The 15,358-nt window shown below is 58.5% G+C and carries 9 protein-coding genes and 1 pseudogene; 2 read left to right on the top strand and 8 right to left on the bottom strand.

What is annotated here, in order from left to right; translation table 11 throughout:
- Positions 1-300 precede the first annotated feature (300 nt).
- Positions 301-1,968, bottom strand: a complete 1,668-nt coding sequence (ettA, locus tag ACP7BO_RS01255) for an energy-dependent translational throttle protein EttA (protein ID WP_003443957.1) — start codon at positions 1,966-1,968, stop codon at positions 301-303.
- A gap of 1,154 nt (positions 1,969-3,122) precedes the next feature.
- Between ettA and ACP7BO_RS01250 the strand changes: the two are divergent.
- Together ACP7BO_RS01250 and glyA are read left to right on the top strand one after the other, a co-directional pair.
- Positions 3,123-6,122 (top strand): annotated as a pseudogene (locus ACP7BO_RS01250) (EAL domain-containing protein); the annotation flags it as partial.
- Between the two features lie 118 nt (positions 6,123-6,240).
- Positions 6,241-7,494, top strand: coding sequence for a serine hydroxymethyltransferase (gene glyA / locus ACP7BO_RS01245; protein WP_060690650.1), 1,254 nt, complete (start codon positions 6,241-6,243; stop codon positions 7,492-7,494).
- 166 nt (positions 7,495-7,660) lie between these two features.
- Here the strand turns inward: glyA and ACP7BO_RS01240 are convergent, their stop codons facing one another.
- The 7 genes from ACP7BO_RS01240 to katB all read right to left on the bottom strand — a co-directional run bounded on the left by ACP7BO_RS01240 (position 7,661) and on the right by katB (position 15,172).
- Positions 7,661-7,786 (bottom strand): hypothetical protein, encoded by a 126-nt coding sequence (locus tag ACP7BO_RS01240; RefSeq protein WP_426208223.1) that lies wholly within the window; start codon positions 7,784-7,786, stop codon positions 7,661-7,663.
- Between the two features lie 233 nt (positions 7,787-8,019).
- Positions 8,020-8,982 (bottom strand): GTPase, encoded by a 963-nt coding sequence (yjiA, locus tag ACP7BO_RS01235; RefSeq protein ID WP_426208221.1) that lies wholly within the window; start codon positions 8,980-8,982, stop codon positions 8,020-8,022.
- A 91-nt stretch (positions 8,983-9,073) separates the two neighbouring features.
- On the bottom strand, positions 9,074-9,271 hold the full coding sequence (locus ACP7BO_RS01230) for a YbdD/YjiX family protein (RefSeq protein ID WP_426208219.1): 198 nt from the start codon (positions 9,269-9,271) through the stop codon (positions 9,074-9,076).
- Between the two features lie 15 nt (positions 9,272-9,286).
- Positions 9,287-11,353 carry a carbon starvation CstA family protein gene (locus tag ACP7BO_RS01225; protein WP_060690648.1) on the bottom strand — a complete coding sequence of 689 codons (2,067 nt, stop codon included), beginning with the start codon at positions 11,351-11,353 and terminating at the stop codon, positions 9,287-9,289.
- A gap of 215 nt (positions 11,354-11,568) precedes the next feature.
- Positions 11,569-12,936, bottom strand: coding sequence for a DNA repair protein RadA (radA, locus tag ACP7BO_RS01220; RefSeq protein WP_060690647.1), 1,368 nt, complete (start codon positions 12,934-12,936; stop codon positions 11,569-11,571).
- Between the two features lie 45 nt (positions 12,937-12,981).
- Positions 12,982-13,494 (bottom strand): ankyrin repeat domain-containing protein, encoded by a 513-nt coding sequence (locus ACP7BO_RS01215; protein ID WP_397457188.1) that lies wholly within the window; start codon positions 13,492-13,494, stop codon positions 12,982-12,984.
- A 136-nt stretch (positions 13,495-13,630) separates the two neighbouring features.
- Entirely contained in the window at positions 13,631-15,172 is a 1,542-nt protein-coding gene (gene katB / locus ACP7BO_RS01210) for a catalase KatB (protein ID WP_426208216.1), read from the bottom strand.
- Between the last annotated feature and the right edge of the window lie 186 nt (positions 15,173-15,358).

The raw sequence follows: 15,358 nt of genomic DNA, 5'->3' as shown, positions 1-15,358 counted from the left end.
TAATCCAGTTAAACGAGTAATTGCGCACCATAAAAGTGATTCTTGTACCCAGTTTTGCACCAGATTATCCCCGTGGAGTTCACGTAGCAGCTGACGAGGCACGAGGCTGCGTCTGGCGGCGAAGCCGTCATGAATTCAGAGCTCCCGTTCATTCAGATAAACCGCAGGCCCTGAATTTACGATCACTTCGCAATCGGACGCAGCCTCGTTCCTCGTCAGCGGCTACGACCACCGGGCACAACCAGAAATCCAAAAAAAAACGGAGCCCCGAGGGGCTCCGTTTTTTCTTGCCAACCGGCCTTACTGGGCCAGTTTCTTGTGACGTACACGGTGCGGCTGGTTGGCCGCTTCGCCGAGACGTTTTTTACGATCAGCTTCGTACTCGGTGTAGTTGCCTTCAAAGAAGACCGCTTGCGAGTCATCTTCGTACGCCAGGATGTGAGTCGCGACGCGGTCAAGGAACCACCGATCGTGAGAGATCACAATGGCAGCGCCCGGGAAGTCCAGCAGCGCTTCTTCCAGCGAACGCAGGGTCTCGACGTCAAGGTCGTTGGACGGTTCGTCGAGCAGCAGCACGTTGGCGCCCTCTTTCAAGGTCAGGGCCAGGTGCAAGCGACCACGCTCACCGCCGGACAGGTCCTTGACGAACTTCTGCTGATCGCCACCTTTGAAGTTGAAACGACCGACATAGGTACGCGACGGGATTTCGTAGTTACCAATGCGGATCACATCGGAACCATCAGAAATGGCCTGGAACACAGTCTTGCTGCCATCCAGGTCATCGCGGCTCTGGTCCACACATGCCAGCTGCACGGTTTCGCCGATTTCAATGCTGCCCGAATCCGGCTGCTCTTTGCCCATCAGCATGCGGAACAGGGTCGACTTACCGGCACCGTTACCGCCGATCACGCCAACGATGGCGCCTTTAGGCATGGAGAACGACAGGTTGTCGATCAGCACGCGATCGCCGTAACCCTTGGAGACGTTCTTGAATTCGATAACCTTGTCACCCAGGCGCGGACCGGCCGGGATGTAGATTTCGTTGGTTTCGCTGCGCTTCTGGAATTCCTGCGATTGCAGTTCTTCGAAGCGTTGCAGACGGGCCTTGGATTTTGACTGACGGGCCTTGGCGCCTTTACGGACCCATTCCAGCTCGTCTTTCATGGCCTTTTCATGGGCCGACTGCTGCTTGGATTCGGCAGCCAGACGATCGGACTTGGCTTCAAGCCAGCCCGAATAGTTGCCCTCGTAAGGAATGCCCGCACCGCGGTCAAGTTCCAGAATCCAGCCCGCCACGTTATCCAGGAAGTAACGGTCGTGCGTAATCGCAACCACGGTACCCGGGAAGTCGTGCAGGAAGTGCTCCAGCCAGGCCACGGAGTCAGCGTCCAAGTGGTTGGTCGGTTCGTCGAGCAGCAGCATGTCGGGCGCCGACAGCAGCAGGCGGCACAGGGCCACACGACGCTTTTCACCACCGGACAGGTGCTCAACCTTGGCATCCCAGGCGGGCAGACGCAGAGCATCGGCAGCCACTTCCAGCTGGCGCTCAAGGTTATGACCGTCGCTGGCTTGCAGGATCGACTCCAGCTTGGCCTGTTCTGCAGCCAGCTTGTCGAAGTCGGCGTCCGGGTCGGCGTATTCAGCGTAAACCTGATCCAGACGCGCCTGCGCATCCTTGATCACGCTAACGGCTTCTTCAACCACTTCGCGTACGGTCTTGTTCGGGTCCAGCTGTGGCTCTTGCGGCAGATAACCGATGTTCAGTTCCGGCATCGGGCGTGCTTCGCCGTCGAACTCGGTGTCCACGCCAGCCATGATTTTCAACAGGGTGGATTTACCCGAACCGTTCAAACCGAGCACGCCAATCTTGGCGCCCGGATAAAACGACAGGGAGATGTTTTTCAGGATTTCCCGCTTCGGCGGAACAACTTTGCTCAGCCGATGCATGGTGAAAACGTATTGAGCCATGGAGAACCTAGCGTCAGTGACTGATGAATAAGGCGCGAGCATTGCCCGATCAGGCCATAGAAGAAAGTCAGGAACTGATGTGCATCAATACCTGCTGATCGTAAAAGCCTGAGTGTAGGCGCTCGAATAACCGGCAAAGCTACCTGAATGCGTTGATCAGGGCAAACCAGCGCAAAGCACAGGGCTGGCACTTTGCCACAACCCAAGGCATGCTAGGCGCCCTCTGGGCGTCCGGCTTATAGTGCGTGCGCGCCTTGTTTGCCAAATCGCAGGATCACAGCTTGCCCAATGTCACCCCGCCAACACTGACCCGCATACCAGGCCAATTCCTTGGCACACCTGTGCGCGGCACGTTAAAAGGCGCGCTGGCCACGCTGGTCCTGATACTGCTGGCAATGCTGTTCTGGCTATTGATTGAACAGTTCCGGCACACGATCCAGCAGGAGCGCTTATCGAGTATCAATTACAGCGCAGACCTGGCCGATAACATCAATCTGAGCATGGCGCTCAGGGCTGAAACGGCCCTCAACCAGCTACCCTCCTACGCGCAACCCAAAGACCCGCACCAGCTACAGGAACTGCTCACCCGGCTGCGCCAATCCTTGCCGGCCCTGCAAAGCCTGGCCTTGTTGAGCGCCACCGGCCAAGTGCTGCTCGACAGTACGGGGGTCAGTCCCGACGCCGCCTACCTTGCCGACTGGATAAAAAGCACCCGGTTGCACAAGCGCACAGCCGGCTACTATTACGGCAACAACAGTGATGGCACTGTTGCCTATCTGATGTTGCGCCACCCTGGCGGTACGACCAACGGTTACTGGTTGCTGCGCATGAATCCGGATCTGCTACAAGACCTGGCACGCAATACCGTCAACAACCGCCCCCGGTGGCTGATCGAAAACACACAGACCGGCAGAACCCTGAGCCGCAGCGCGCCCCCTCTGGCTCCGGTATCGGCCGTCGATCCTCAGGACATCGATGACACAGTACTGCTGACCCCCTTGAGCAACAGCGACTGGCAGTTGCGCGGGCTGTTCAATGACAGGCTGGCGGCTGAGCACTTGCTCCCCGGACTGATTGGCAAAAGTCTGCTCGGCTTGTTGTTTTCCATGCTGCCGGTGGTCGCCCTGTTCAATATGCGCCGCCGCCAACGCCAACTGCACGAAGGCCGCCGTCGTTATCACGATATTTTCGAAGGCACCGGCGTTGCCCTCTGCGTACTCGACCTGTCCAGCTTGCCGGGGTTTCTCGAGCGCGAAAAAATTCGCGACAGCCGCACGCTCAAGCAATGGCTGGACAGCCAGCCGCATCACCCTCACCAGTTACTTGAACAATTGCGCATCACTGAAGTGAACCAGGTCGCCATGCAATTGCTGGAGGTCGAATCAGAGGACGGCGCGTGGTTAAAACTGATCAGCGACTGTCCGAAAACCGGCCCGGCCATCGGTTATCCGTTGGTAGAGGCGATACTCGACCAACTGCAGCAGCTTGAGCTGGAAATCAAACTGGCCGACGCCCGGGGGCAAGACCAGCATTTATGGCTGGTGCTGCGCCTGCCCGATACTCGCCAGGACTATCACGCGGTCATCCTGAGCATTACCGACATTACCAATCGCAAGCTGATCGAGCTGTCCTTGCAGGAACGCGAAAGCTTCTGGTCCGACGTGGTACGTACCGTGCCGGACCACCTCTACGTGCAGGATGTCATCAGCCAGATGATGATTTTCAGCAACTATCACCTGGGCCACACCCTGGGCTATAACGCCTGCGAGTTGCAGCAAATGGGGCCGTATTTCTGGGAGTTCCTGCTGCATCCCGACGACGCAGAGCACTATCACCAACTACGCCTGCAGCAACGTGACGGCGAGTATCTGCATCGGCTGCAATGCCAGCTGCGCTTTCGTCATCGCAATGGCGCCTGGCGCAGTTTTGAAATCCGCGAACAGGCGCTGGCCCTTGGAACAGGGGACCAGGTCACGCGAATTGTCGGGGTTGCCAAAGATATTACGGACCAGATCGAAGCCAGCGAATCGCTGCGCGACAGCGAGCAGCGCTACCGGATGCTGGCTGAGAGCATCAGCGATGTCATTTTCTCCACTGACCGCTTACTGCGCCTGAATTATGTCAGCCCTTCCGTACAGACCGTGCTCGGCTACGACGCGGCCTGGGTTTTCGACAATGGCTGGCAATCGACCATCGCCAACCCGCAACAGCTTGCCAATATCTCCAGCCTGCTGGAGCGGGTCACTGCCGCACTGGACAAACCCGAGCAACTGACGGCTCTGCGCAGTCAACTGCAAAGCCAGTTATTCCTGCTCGACTGCTTGCGGGCCGACGGCCGCAAAATCCCCATGGAGTTGCGTCTGGTACTGGTGTGGGATGAGAACGATACGTTTGAAGGCATCCTGGGGGTGGGCCGCGACATCAGTCAGCAGCGCCGCGCGGAAAAAGACCTGCGCATGGCCGCCACAGTATTCGAACACTCCACCTCGGCAATCCTGATAACCGACCCTGCCGGCTATATCGTTCAAGCCAACGAAGCCTTCAGCCGGGTCAGCGGCTATGCCGTGGCGCAAGTGCTCGACCAATTGCCAAGCATGCTGACGGTGGATGAACAACAGCAGGCGCATCTGCGTTACGTAATCAAGCAACTCAATCAGCACAGTTCCTGGGAAGGTGAGGTGTGGCTCAAGCGCCGCAGCGGCGAACACTACCCGGCGTGGGTCGGGATTACCGCCGTGCTGGACGATGAAGGCGATCTGGCCAGCTATGTGTGTTTTTTCAGTGACATCAGCGAACGCAAAGCCAGTGAACAGCGCATCCACCGGCTGGCTTATTACGATGCCCTGACCCACCTGCCCAACCGCACATTGTTCCAGGACCGCTTGCACACCGCACTGCAACAGGGCGACCGGAACAAATCGTGGGTGGTGTTGATGTTCCTCGACCTCGACCGCTTCAAACCGATCAATGACTCCTTGGGCCACGCCGCAGGGGATCGCATGCTCAAAGACATGGCGATCCGCCTGCTGGCCTGTGTTGACGACGACGATACCGTCGCGCGCATGGGCGGTGATGAGTTCACCTTGCTCCTGCAACCCCGCACCACACGTCAATTGGCCCTGAACCGGGCCATCAGCGTGGCCGAACAAATCCTTGCCAGCCTGGTACAACCCTTTGTCCTCGAAAGCCGTGAGTTCTTCGTCACGGCCAGTATCGGTATTGCCCTGAGCCCGCAAGACGGCAACGAACTCAGTCAGTTGATGAAGAACGCTGACACGGCGATGTACCACGCCAAAGAGCGCGGCAAGAATAACTTCCAGTTCTATCAGGCCGACATGAACGCCAGCGCCCTGGAGCGCCTGGAGCTGGAAAGCGATTTGCGCCATGCACTGGAGCAGGAAGAGTTCATCCTCTTTTACCAGCCCCAGTTCAGCGGCGACGGCAAGCGCCTGACCGGGGTTGAAGCGCTATTGCGCTGGAATCATCCGCGCCGCGGGCTGGTGCCACCGGGCGACTTTATCCCGGTGCTCGAAGAACTGGGGCTGGTGGTCGATGTCGGGGACTGGGTCCTGACCGAGGCCTGCCGCCAACTCAAGCACTGGCATCAGGCCAAGGTGCGTGTGCCGAAAGTGTCGGTCAATATTTCGGCGCGCCAGTTTTCGGACGGCCAGCTGGGTACGCGGATTGCCAATATCCTCAAGGACACCGGGTTGCCCCCGGCCTGCCTGGAGCTCGAACTGACCGAAAGTATCCTGATGCGTGAAGTCAGCGAAGCCCTGCAAATTCTGGCCAGCCTCAAAAATCTCGGCCTGAGTATTGCCGTCGACGACTTCGGCACCGGGTATTCCTCGCTCAACTACCTCAAGCAATTCCCGATCGACGTGCTGAAGATCGACCGGACCTTTGTCGACGGCCTGCCCTGCGGCGAGCAGGACGCCCAGATCGCCCGGGCCATTATTGCAATGGCCCACAGCCTGAACCTGGCGGTCATCGCCGAAGGCGTCGAGACCCACGAACAGCTGGACTTCCTGCGCGAGCATGGCTGCGACGAAGTCCAGGGCTATCTGCTGGGACGACCGATGCCGGCACGTCAGTTAGAGAAGCTGCTGCTGGCCAAGCAGATGCACGCGGCAAGTGACGAGTTACACATTTGACGTCACCCTTTACTGCTTGCAGTTTGATCAGGAACGCCGTGAATCGCTTTCATATGCCAGATAAAACCCATTGAGTTAGAATGCCCTCCTTTTCTGCCCCCGATCCTTGAGGACCGCCATGTTCAGCCGTGATTTGACACTTGCCAAGTTCGACGCCGACCTTTTTGCCGCCATGGAGCAAGAAGCTCAGCGCCAGGAAGAACATATTGAGCTGATCGCTTCGGAAAACTACACCAGCCCAGCGGTCATGGAAGCTCAAGGCTCGGTTCTGACCAACAAATACGCCGAAGGTTATCCGGGCAAGCGTTACTACGGCGGCTGCGAATACGTCGACGTGGTTGAACAACTGGCCATCGACCGTGCAAAAGAACTGTTCGGCGCCGATTACGCCAACGTTCAGCCGCACGCTGGCTCCCAGGCCAACAGCGCTGTGTACCTGGCTCTGCTGTCGGCTGGCGACACCATTCTGGGCATGAGCCTGGCCCACGGTGGTCACCTGACCCACGGCGCCAGCGTTTCGTCTTCGGGCAAGCTGTACAACGCCATCCAGTACGGTATCGACGCCAATGGCCTGATCGACTACGACGAAGTTGAACGTCTGGCCGTTGAGAACAAGCCAAAAATGATCGTGGCCGGTTTCTCTGCCTACTCGCAGATCCTCGACTTCCCGCGTTTCCGCGCTATCGCAGACAAGGTCGGCGCCTACCTGTTCGTCGACATGGCTCACGTAGCCGGTCTGGTTGCAGCTGGCGTTTACCCGAACCCGGTTCCATTTGCTGACGTAGTGACTACCACTACTCACAAAACCCTGCGCGGTCCACGTGGCGGCCTGATCCTGGCCAAAGCCAACGCCGACATCGAGAAGAAGCTGAACTCGGCCGTTTTCCCGGGTTCCCAGGGCGGCCCGCTGGAGCACGTTATCGCGGCCAAGGCCGTGTGCTTCAAGGAAGCTTTGCAGCCTGAGTTCAAGGCTTACCAGCAACAAGTGGTCAAGAACGCTCAAGCCATGGCTTCGGTGTTCATCGAGCGCGGTTTTGACGTGGTATCGGGCGGTACTGAAAACCACCTGTTCCTGCTGTCGCTGATCAAGCAGGACATCTCCGGTAAAGACGCTGACGCCGCTCTGGGCAAAGCCTTCATCACCGTGAACAAAAACTCCGTACCTAACGATCCACGCTCCCCGTTCGTTACCTCGGGTCTGCGTTTCGGTACTCCGGCTGTCACCACTCGCGGCTTCAAGGTTGAAGAGTGCCGTGAACTGGCTGGCTGGATCTGCGACATCCTGGACGACATCAACAACGAAGCCGTTATTGATGCTGTACGCGAGAAGGTAAAAGCCATTTGCGCCAAGCTGCCTGTTTACGGCAACTGATAGTCAATAGCTGAAAAAAAGCCCGGCTTTTAAGCCGGGCTTTTTTGTGCGCGCTCTGCGGCCCCACCCCCGCCCCTCCTGTAGGAGCGAGCTTGCTCGCGAGCTTTTTCAAGCCATAAACAGCTCGCGAGACAAGCTCGCTCCTACAGTCGGCACCGGTGCTGTGTCAGAGACGTGCAAAGCCTTCGCGGATTTTGGCTTCCGGTAATTCATCGGCAATAAATACCATCACGCTTTCGCGGAACTCGCCCACACCCCCTGTAGGAGCGAGCTTGCTCGCGAGCTTTTTCAAGCCATAAACAGCTCGCGAGCAAGCTCGCTCCTACAGTCAGCACCGGTGCTGTGTCAGAGACGTGCAAAGCCTTCGCGTTTTTTGGCTTCCGGTAATTCATCGGCAATAAATACCATCACGCTTTCTCGAGACTCGCCCACACCCCCTGTAGGAGCGAGCTTGCCTCGCGAGCTCTTTCAAGCCACAAACAGCTCGCGAGCAAGCTCGCTCCTACAGTCAGCACCGGTGCTGTGTCAGAGACGTGCAAAGCCTTCGCGGATTTTGGCTTCCGGTAATTCATCGGCAATAAATACCATCACGCTTTCTCGGGGCTCGCCTTCGGCCCACTCGGTGTCCCAGTCAAAACCGTAAAGCTTGAGCACGCCCTGAAACACCAGGCGCCGGTCTTCACCCGCAATATTCAACACGCCTTTGTAACGCAGCAGTTGTTTGCCGTGCTCTTCCAGCAGTTCGTTCATGAACCCGCTGAGGCTGTCGATATCCAGCGGCTTGTCGGTGCGCAGTACCAGGCTGGAAATACGATCCACTGAAGCCGCGGGCTGTACCGGACGCAAGTTCAACCCTCCACCCAAATCGGCGTTCAGATTAAACCCGCGCACATCCAGCAGCTCGGCCAGCTCAATGTTGCCGTGCTCCACCACGCGGATCGGAGCCCGACGGTTGATCCGGGTCAAACGCTGGCACAGCGCGTCAAAAGTAGCGTCATCCACCAGATCCCGCTTGCTCACCAATAACCGGTCGGCAAAGCCGATTTGCGCCTGGGCGATGGTCTGGCTCAGGTGGACGTCGGCATGGGCGGCATCCACCAGCGTAATGATGCCGTCCAGCAGATAACGCTCACGCAGTTCTTCGTCAATAAAGAAGGTTTGTGCCACCGGGGCCGGATCAGCCAGGCCGGTGCATTCGATGACCAGCCGGTCGAAGGCAATTTCACCGCTGTCCAGACGCTCAAGCAGCAGGTACAGAGCCTTGGTCAGGTCCGTGTGGATGGTGCAGCAGACACAGCCATTGGACAGGGTCATGACTTGCACCGGCTCATCGCCCAGCAATTGGGTATCGATCCCGGCATCGCTGAATTCATTCTCGATCACGGCGATTTTCAGCCCGTGTTCGGCCTTGAGCAGATGGCGCAGCAAGGTGGTTTTACCGGCACCGAGAAACCCGCTGAGGATGGTGACGGGAATTGGGGAGGACATGCAGAGTCTCCTTGAAAAATGAGGCTGCCAAAACGACTGTGGGAGCAGGCAAGCCCGCTCCCACAGTCAGATACAACCCGCCCTTAGCGGGTCAACAGCACTTGGGCCCGCCCTTGCCGCCGTAACGCGCCTCCTGGCGTTCCCGAAAGAACGACTCATAGCTCATTACCGGCTTGTCCGGGTGTTTGGTTTGCATATGCTCGACGTAGTTGTCGTAGTCGGGCATGCCGACCATCAGGCGCGCGGCCTGACCGAGGTATTTACCGAGGCGACTCAGGTCATTGAACATGATTGCAATCCTCTGTCATGCATCCGGTACGGAGTGATACGGCGCTTCTTTATCCGTACGTTCTTTACGGCCCCAGGCCGCCGCACCGACTTTCACGGCATAGAACAGAATGCTGAACACCACGAACAGGAACAGCACGGTCAGACCGGCGTTGGTGTACGCGTTGATGATCACGTGCTGCATCTGGTCGATGTTTTTCGCCGGGGCAATCACTTGGCCGGCATCCAGTGCGGTGCTGTATTTTTTCGCCAGGGCCAGGAAACCCACCGCCGGGTTGGCGTCGAACAGCTTGATAAAGCCCGCGTAGGTGGTGCAGATCAGCAGCCAGATCGCCGGCATCATGGTCACCCAAATGTAGCGCTGGCGCTTCATTTTGATCAGCACGACTGTCGCCAGCATCAGCGCAATCCCCGCCAGCATCTGGTTGGAGATACCGAACAGCGGCCACAAGGTGTTGATGCCGCCGAGCGGATCGATGACGCCCTGGTACAGCAGATAACCCCACATCGCCACGCACAGGCCGGTTGCCAGCAAGTTGGCAGTCCATGATTCGGTGCGTTTGAGTGCAGGTACGAAGCTGCCGAGCAAATCCTGCAGCATGAAACGTCCGGCACGCGTACCCGCATCCACGGCGGTCAGAATGAACAGGGCTTCAAACAGAATGGCGAAGTGATACCAGAACGCCATGGTGTTTTCGCCCGGCAACACGTTGTGCAGGATCTGCGCGATCCCCACTGCCAGGGTCGGCGCGCCGCCGGCACGGGCCAGAACGGTGGTTTCACCGATGTCATGGGCCAGAGCAGTCAGTGCGTCCGGGGTAATTGCAAAGCCCCAGCTGGTGACCGTCTGGGCCACCGTCACCACGTCACCGCCGACAATGGCCGCCGGGCTGTTCATGGCGAAGTACACGCCAGGCTCGATCACCGATGCGGCAACCATGGCCATGATGGCCACGAAGGACTCCATCAGCATCGCGCCGTAGCCGATGTAGCGGGAGTTGCATTCGTTATCCAGCAGTTTCGGGGTAGTACCCGAGGCAATCAGCGCGTGAAAACCCGACACCGCACCGCAGGCAATGGTGATGAACAGGAAGGGAAACAGCGCGCCTTTCCAGACCGGACCGGTACCGTCAACAAACTGGGTCAGGGCCGGCATTTTCAGCTCGGGCATGGTCACCAGAATGCCGATCGCCAGCGCCATGATGGTGCCGATTTTAAGGAAGGTGGACAGGTAGTCGCGGGGCGCAAGCACCAGCCACACCGGCAACACCGCCGCTACAAAGCCGTAACCGATCAGCATCCAGGTGATTTGCGTACCGGTGAACGTGAAGACCGGCGCCCACTCAGGGCTGGCCGCAATCTGGCCCCCCAGCCAGATGGAGCCGAGCAACAGCAGCACACCGACTATCGAGATTTCCCCGATGCGGCCCGGACGGATGTAGCGCATATAAATGCCCATGAACATCGCGATCGGGATGGTTGCCATTACCGTGAACATGCCCCACGGGCTCTCGGCCAGGGCCTTGACCACAATCAGTGCCAGCACCGCGAGGATGATGATCATGATCAGGAAGCAGCCAAACAGTGCGATGGTGCCAGGCACCTTGCCCATTTCCTCGCGCACCATATCGCCCAAGGAGCGACCGTTGCGGCGGGTGGACATGAACAGGACCATGAAGTCCTGTACCGCACCGGCCAGTACCACACCGGCAATCAGCCACAGCGTGCCCGGCAGGTAGCCCATTTGCGCGGCCAGTACAGGGCCGACCAGAGGGCCGGCGCCAGCGATGGCGGCAAAGTGGTGACCGAAAAGAATGTGTTTGTTGGTCGGTACGTAGTCCAGACCGTCGTTATTGACCACCGCCGGTGTTGCACGCAGTGGGTCCAGTTGCATCACCCGGGTGGCGATAAACAGACTGTAATAACGGTAAGCGACCAGATAGATGGCAACGGAGGCCACTACGATCCACAAGGCGTTGATCGCCTCGCCTCGGCGCAAGGCCACTACGCCAAGGGCGCAGGCTCCTACAATTGCCAACACCAGCCACGGGATGTGGCGTAGCAGGCTATTTTTATTATTCATTTTTATATTCCGGCCAGTTGGACAAGAAAGATTGCCCCCGGAGTTTAGCGCCCCCAGCTTTAAAGACCAGCCCCTTACCTTGGTCTAGAGCCTTCTTTTGCGGATTTGTGGCTGGCGGCGCAGCCCTTTTGTGCAACATGGCGCCGCCGTCTGACCCGAGCTATTGAGCCGATTGCGCGCTCAACCCCTGCCGACTCTGTCAGCCATTTGAAGGCCTATTCAAACAACGCATCCAGCGCCTGCTCCAAACGGGTCACACCAATCACCTTCAGCCCCGGCGGCGACTCTTTGGGCGCGTTGCCCTGGGGCACGATGGCACGTTTGAAACCGTGCTTGGCTGCTTCCTTCAAGCGCTCCTGACCGCTCGGCACCGGCCGCACTTCACCCGACAGCCCCACTTCACCGAACACCAGCAAATCATGGGGCAATGGTTTGTTGCGCAGGCTGGACATCACGGCGGCCATCAATGCGAGGTCCGACGCGGTCTCCAGCACCTTGACCCCGCCCACCACGTTGAGGAATACATCCTGATCGTGGGTCGGAATTCCGCCATGTCGATGCAAGACCGCCAGCAACATGGCCAGCCGGTTCTGGTCCAGACCGAGGGTGACCCGGCGCGGGTTGGACATATGGCTGTCGTCCACCAACGCCTGAACCTCCACCAGCATCGGGCGGGTGCCTTCCCAGGTGGCCATGACCACACTGCCTGGTACTTCTTCCTGCGCGCGAGTAAGGAAAATCGCAGACGGATTGGAGACTTCCTTCAGGCCTTTGTCGGTCATGCCGAACACGCCCAGTTCGTTGACCGCACCGAAGCGGTTTTTTACCGCCCGCAACAAACGCAAACGACCGTCGGATTCGCCCTCGAAATACAGCACGGTATCGACCATGTGCTCCAGCACCCTTGGACCTGCGAGCGCGCCCTCTTTGGTCACGTGGCCCACGAGGAAGATCGCGGTGCCGCTGGACTTGGCGTAACGCACCAGCAATGCCGCACTTTCACGCACTTGCGAAACGCCGCCGGGGGCAGATTGCAGTTGCTCGGTGAAGATGGTCTGGATCGAGTCGATCACCATGACCTTGGGTTTTTCCAGCTTGGCGGTAGCGATGATGCTTTCGATGCAGGTCTCGGTCATGACCTTGAGCTGATCCTGCGGCAAGCCCAGGCGTCGGGCACGCATCGCCACTTGCTGCTGCGATTCCTCACCGGTGACATACAGCGCAGGCATGCGCGTGGCCATATGACACAAGGTTTGCAGGAGGATGGTCGATTTACCGATACCGGGGTCACCGCCGATCAGCACCACCGAACCGTCCACCAGACCGCCACCAAGCACCCGGTCCAGCTCGCCGGAAGCGGTGGAGAAGCGCGGGATTTCAGCGATGCTGACTTCAGCCAGGGTTTTGATCTGGGCTTGTTGCCCGGTCCAGCCGGTGCGCCCGCTGGGTGGGGCGGCGGCACCACTTTCGACAATGGTTTCAACCAGGGTGTTCCAGACGCCGCACTCACCGCACTGCCCGGCCCACTTGGGGAAAGTTGCGCCGCACTCGGTGCAGCCGTATATGCGCTTGGGCTTGGCCATCTGAACTCCACGGAAAAACCGCGATGATAGCCCAGCGAACCCGGGTTAGTGCGATACCGGCATGCGGATTTCGCCATTGGCCAGCCGGGCGGCACTGTTGCCCAATGCATCTTCGGCACTCAGGTCGGCCCCCTTGCGTGACAAGTCCTTGAGCAATTCGGCCCGTTTGAACAGCCCGGCATACATGGCAGCGGTCTGCCCGGCACCGTTGCGCTGATCCGGGTTGCACTCCGTGGCCAGCAAGCGTCGGGCGATCTGCACTTCGCCCTTGAAAATCGCGCCCATCAGGGCTGTATTGCCGCGTTTGTCTTGTACACACGCGTTCGCGCCGGCCTTGAGCAAGTGCTCAACCGCCTCACCCTGGCCGTTATAGGCCGCAAGGATCAGCGCGGTGTAACCCTTGCTGTCTTGTACGTTGAGGGTGTAGCCGGACTCGATAAAGGTATCGAGCATCGGCACGTCACCACGGCGTGCCGCGTCGAAGTAGTAGTTCTGGAGCTCGGCCTGTACATCGGGTTCGGCGGCCAGGGCAAGCCCACTGACAATAAGCAGAGTCATAGAAACGACAACACGCATAATTAATCTCCTTACTGTGGGAGCTGGCTTGCCAGCGATGCAGGCAACACAGGTTTAATTTCAGACCTTGTTGATGCAATCGCTGGCAAGCCAGCTCCCACAAAGATTTTCCTGACTGTCAGTCGACCAGTTTGGCGGCCAGGGCCTTGACGCGGGTCAGGTCACCCTTGGCCACTTTGGTCACGCCGGTGCCGTATTCAGGGTCAGCCTTGTACAGAAACGACAGCATGATGTGCTTGCTTTCATCATCGGTTGTGGCCAGCGACTCACCGAAGCTTGCAATCAGGTCCTGACGCTCTTTGTTGCTGAACGAGCGGTAAAGATCACCCGCCTGCCTGAAGTTTTGCTCACGCTCAATCTTCGCCTGCTGGGTAGTGCCCGACAGCGGCAGTTCGCTGTAACGCGCAGCTTGTGGCTCTTCGCGCGGCATCAAGCGGCTCGGCTGATAATTCACCCCGGTGCTGGTATGGCCGATATTCATCGCGCCGTCCTGGTTGCCATTGTTCACGGCAGTGCGCGGAGCATTGATCGGCAACTGCATGGCGTTGGCACCGAGGCGGTACATCTGCGTATCGGCATACGAGAACACCCGCCCTTGCAGCAGGCGGTCTTCGGAAGGCTCGATACCCGGCACCAGATTGGCCGGTGCCATCGCTACCTGCTCGGTTTCCTGAAACACATTGGCCGGGTTACGGTTCAACACCATCTGCCCGACTTTGCGCTCAGGTATGCCCGGCCAGATTTTGGTTGCATCCAGAGGGTCGAAATCGAACGATTTCAGCTCTTCAGGCTTGAGCACCTGCACGTATAAATCCCACTTGGGGAAATCGCCCTGATTGATATGCGTGACCAGATCATGGGTCAGGTGACTGTAGTCACGGCCCTGAACCTGTGCGACTTGCCCGGGATCCAGATTTTTAAGCCCCTGCAGGCTTTTCCAGTGGAACTTCACATAGCGCACGTCGCCCTTGGCGTTCACCAGTTTGTAGGCGTGTACACCGTTGCCGTCCATTTGACGGTAGCTGGCCGGCGTACCGGCGTTGGAGTACAGCTCGGTCAGGGTGCGGGTCGCTTCCGGCACGTGGGAGAAGAAGTCGAAGCGCCGTGAGTCGTCGTCAAGGTTGGTACGCGGGTCCGGCTTAAAGGCATGCACCATGTCCGGAAATTTGATTGCATCGCGGATAAAGAAGGTCGGGAAGTTATTGCCTACCAGGTCCCAGTTGCCGTCTGCGGTGTAAAACTTGGTGGCAAAACCTCGCGGGTCACGCAGGGTTTCCGGCGAGTGGTTGCCATGCACCACGGCCGAAAAACGTACAAACACCGGCGTGGTTTCACCCGCGGCAAACACTTTGGCTTTGGTCAGATCGCTCAAGTCATCGGTCACGGTAAAGGTGCCGTGCGCTCCGGTGCCACGGGCATGCACCACACGCTCCGGGATACGCTCGCGGTCGAAACGCTGAAGCTTTTGCAGCAACTGCACGTCTTGCAGCAACACCGGGCCGTTTGCCCCGGCCGTTTGAGAATTCTGGTTATCTCCTACTGCGGCACCGTTGTCGCGAGTCAAGGTGGCGGCCTGAACCGAAACCGACAGCAGGCTGGCGCTCAAAACAAACAGCAGGCGACGCTGCGAAAGCGTTCCAAAGCCTAGGGAAGTGGTCATGCGTGAGTCCTCTGGTTATTAGATGCGCAGTGGCATGCGCTGACCAAAGGCTAGAGGTCCAGGGACAGAATCCTAAATAGAAAGGTCGCAAGCACTTGATTGAAATATAAATCTGGCCTTGAAGCGTCTAAACAGGTACTGCCCGGGGGTATAGGCTTTTTTTAAACTATTGGCGTTTAAACCGGT

It is taken from the genome of Pseudomonas sp. TWR2-1-1, from assembly GCF_049897045.1.
Lineage (GTDB): Bacteria > Pseudomonadota > Gammaproteobacteria > Pseudomonadales > Pseudomonadaceae > Aquipseudomonas > Aquipseudomonas versuta.
The sequence above is the reverse complement of the archived record's forward strand: the minus strand, read 5'-3'. Positions and strand labels throughout refer to the sequence as shown.

Excerpts from the sequence above, each read along its gene's own strand:
- ettA (WP_003443957.1), bottom strand. The coding sequence starts at position 1,968 with ATGGCTCAATACGTTTTCACCATGCATCGGCTGAGCAAAGTTGTTCCG.
- glyA (WP_060690650.1), top strand. The coding sequence starts at position 6,241 with ATGTTCAGCCGTGATTTGACACTTGCCAAGTTCGACGCCGACCTTTTT.
- yjiA (WP_426208221.1), bottom strand. The coding sequence starts at position 8,982 with ATGTCCTCCCCAATTCCCGTCACCATCCTCAGCGGGTTTCTCGGTGCC.
- ACP7BO_RS01230 (WP_426208219.1), bottom strand. The coding sequence starts at position 9,271 with ATGTTCAATGACCTGAGTCGCCTCGGTAAATACCTCGGTCAGGCCGCG.
- ACP7BO_RS01225 (WP_060690648.1), bottom strand. The coding sequence starts at position 11,353 with ATGAATAATAAAAATAGCCTGCTACGCCACATCCCGTGGCTGGTGTTG.
- radA (WP_060690647.1), bottom strand. The coding sequence starts at position 12,936 with ATGGCCAAGCCCAAGCGCATATACGGCTGCACCGAGTGCGGCGCAACT.
- ACP7BO_RS01215 (WP_397457188.1), bottom strand. The coding sequence starts at position 13,494 with ATGACTCTGCTTATTGTCAGTGGGCTTGCCCTGGCCGCCGAACCCGAT.
- katB (WP_426208216.1), bottom strand. The coding sequence starts at position 15,172 with ATGACCACTTCCCTAGGCTTTGGAACGCTTTCGCAGCGTCGCCTGCTG.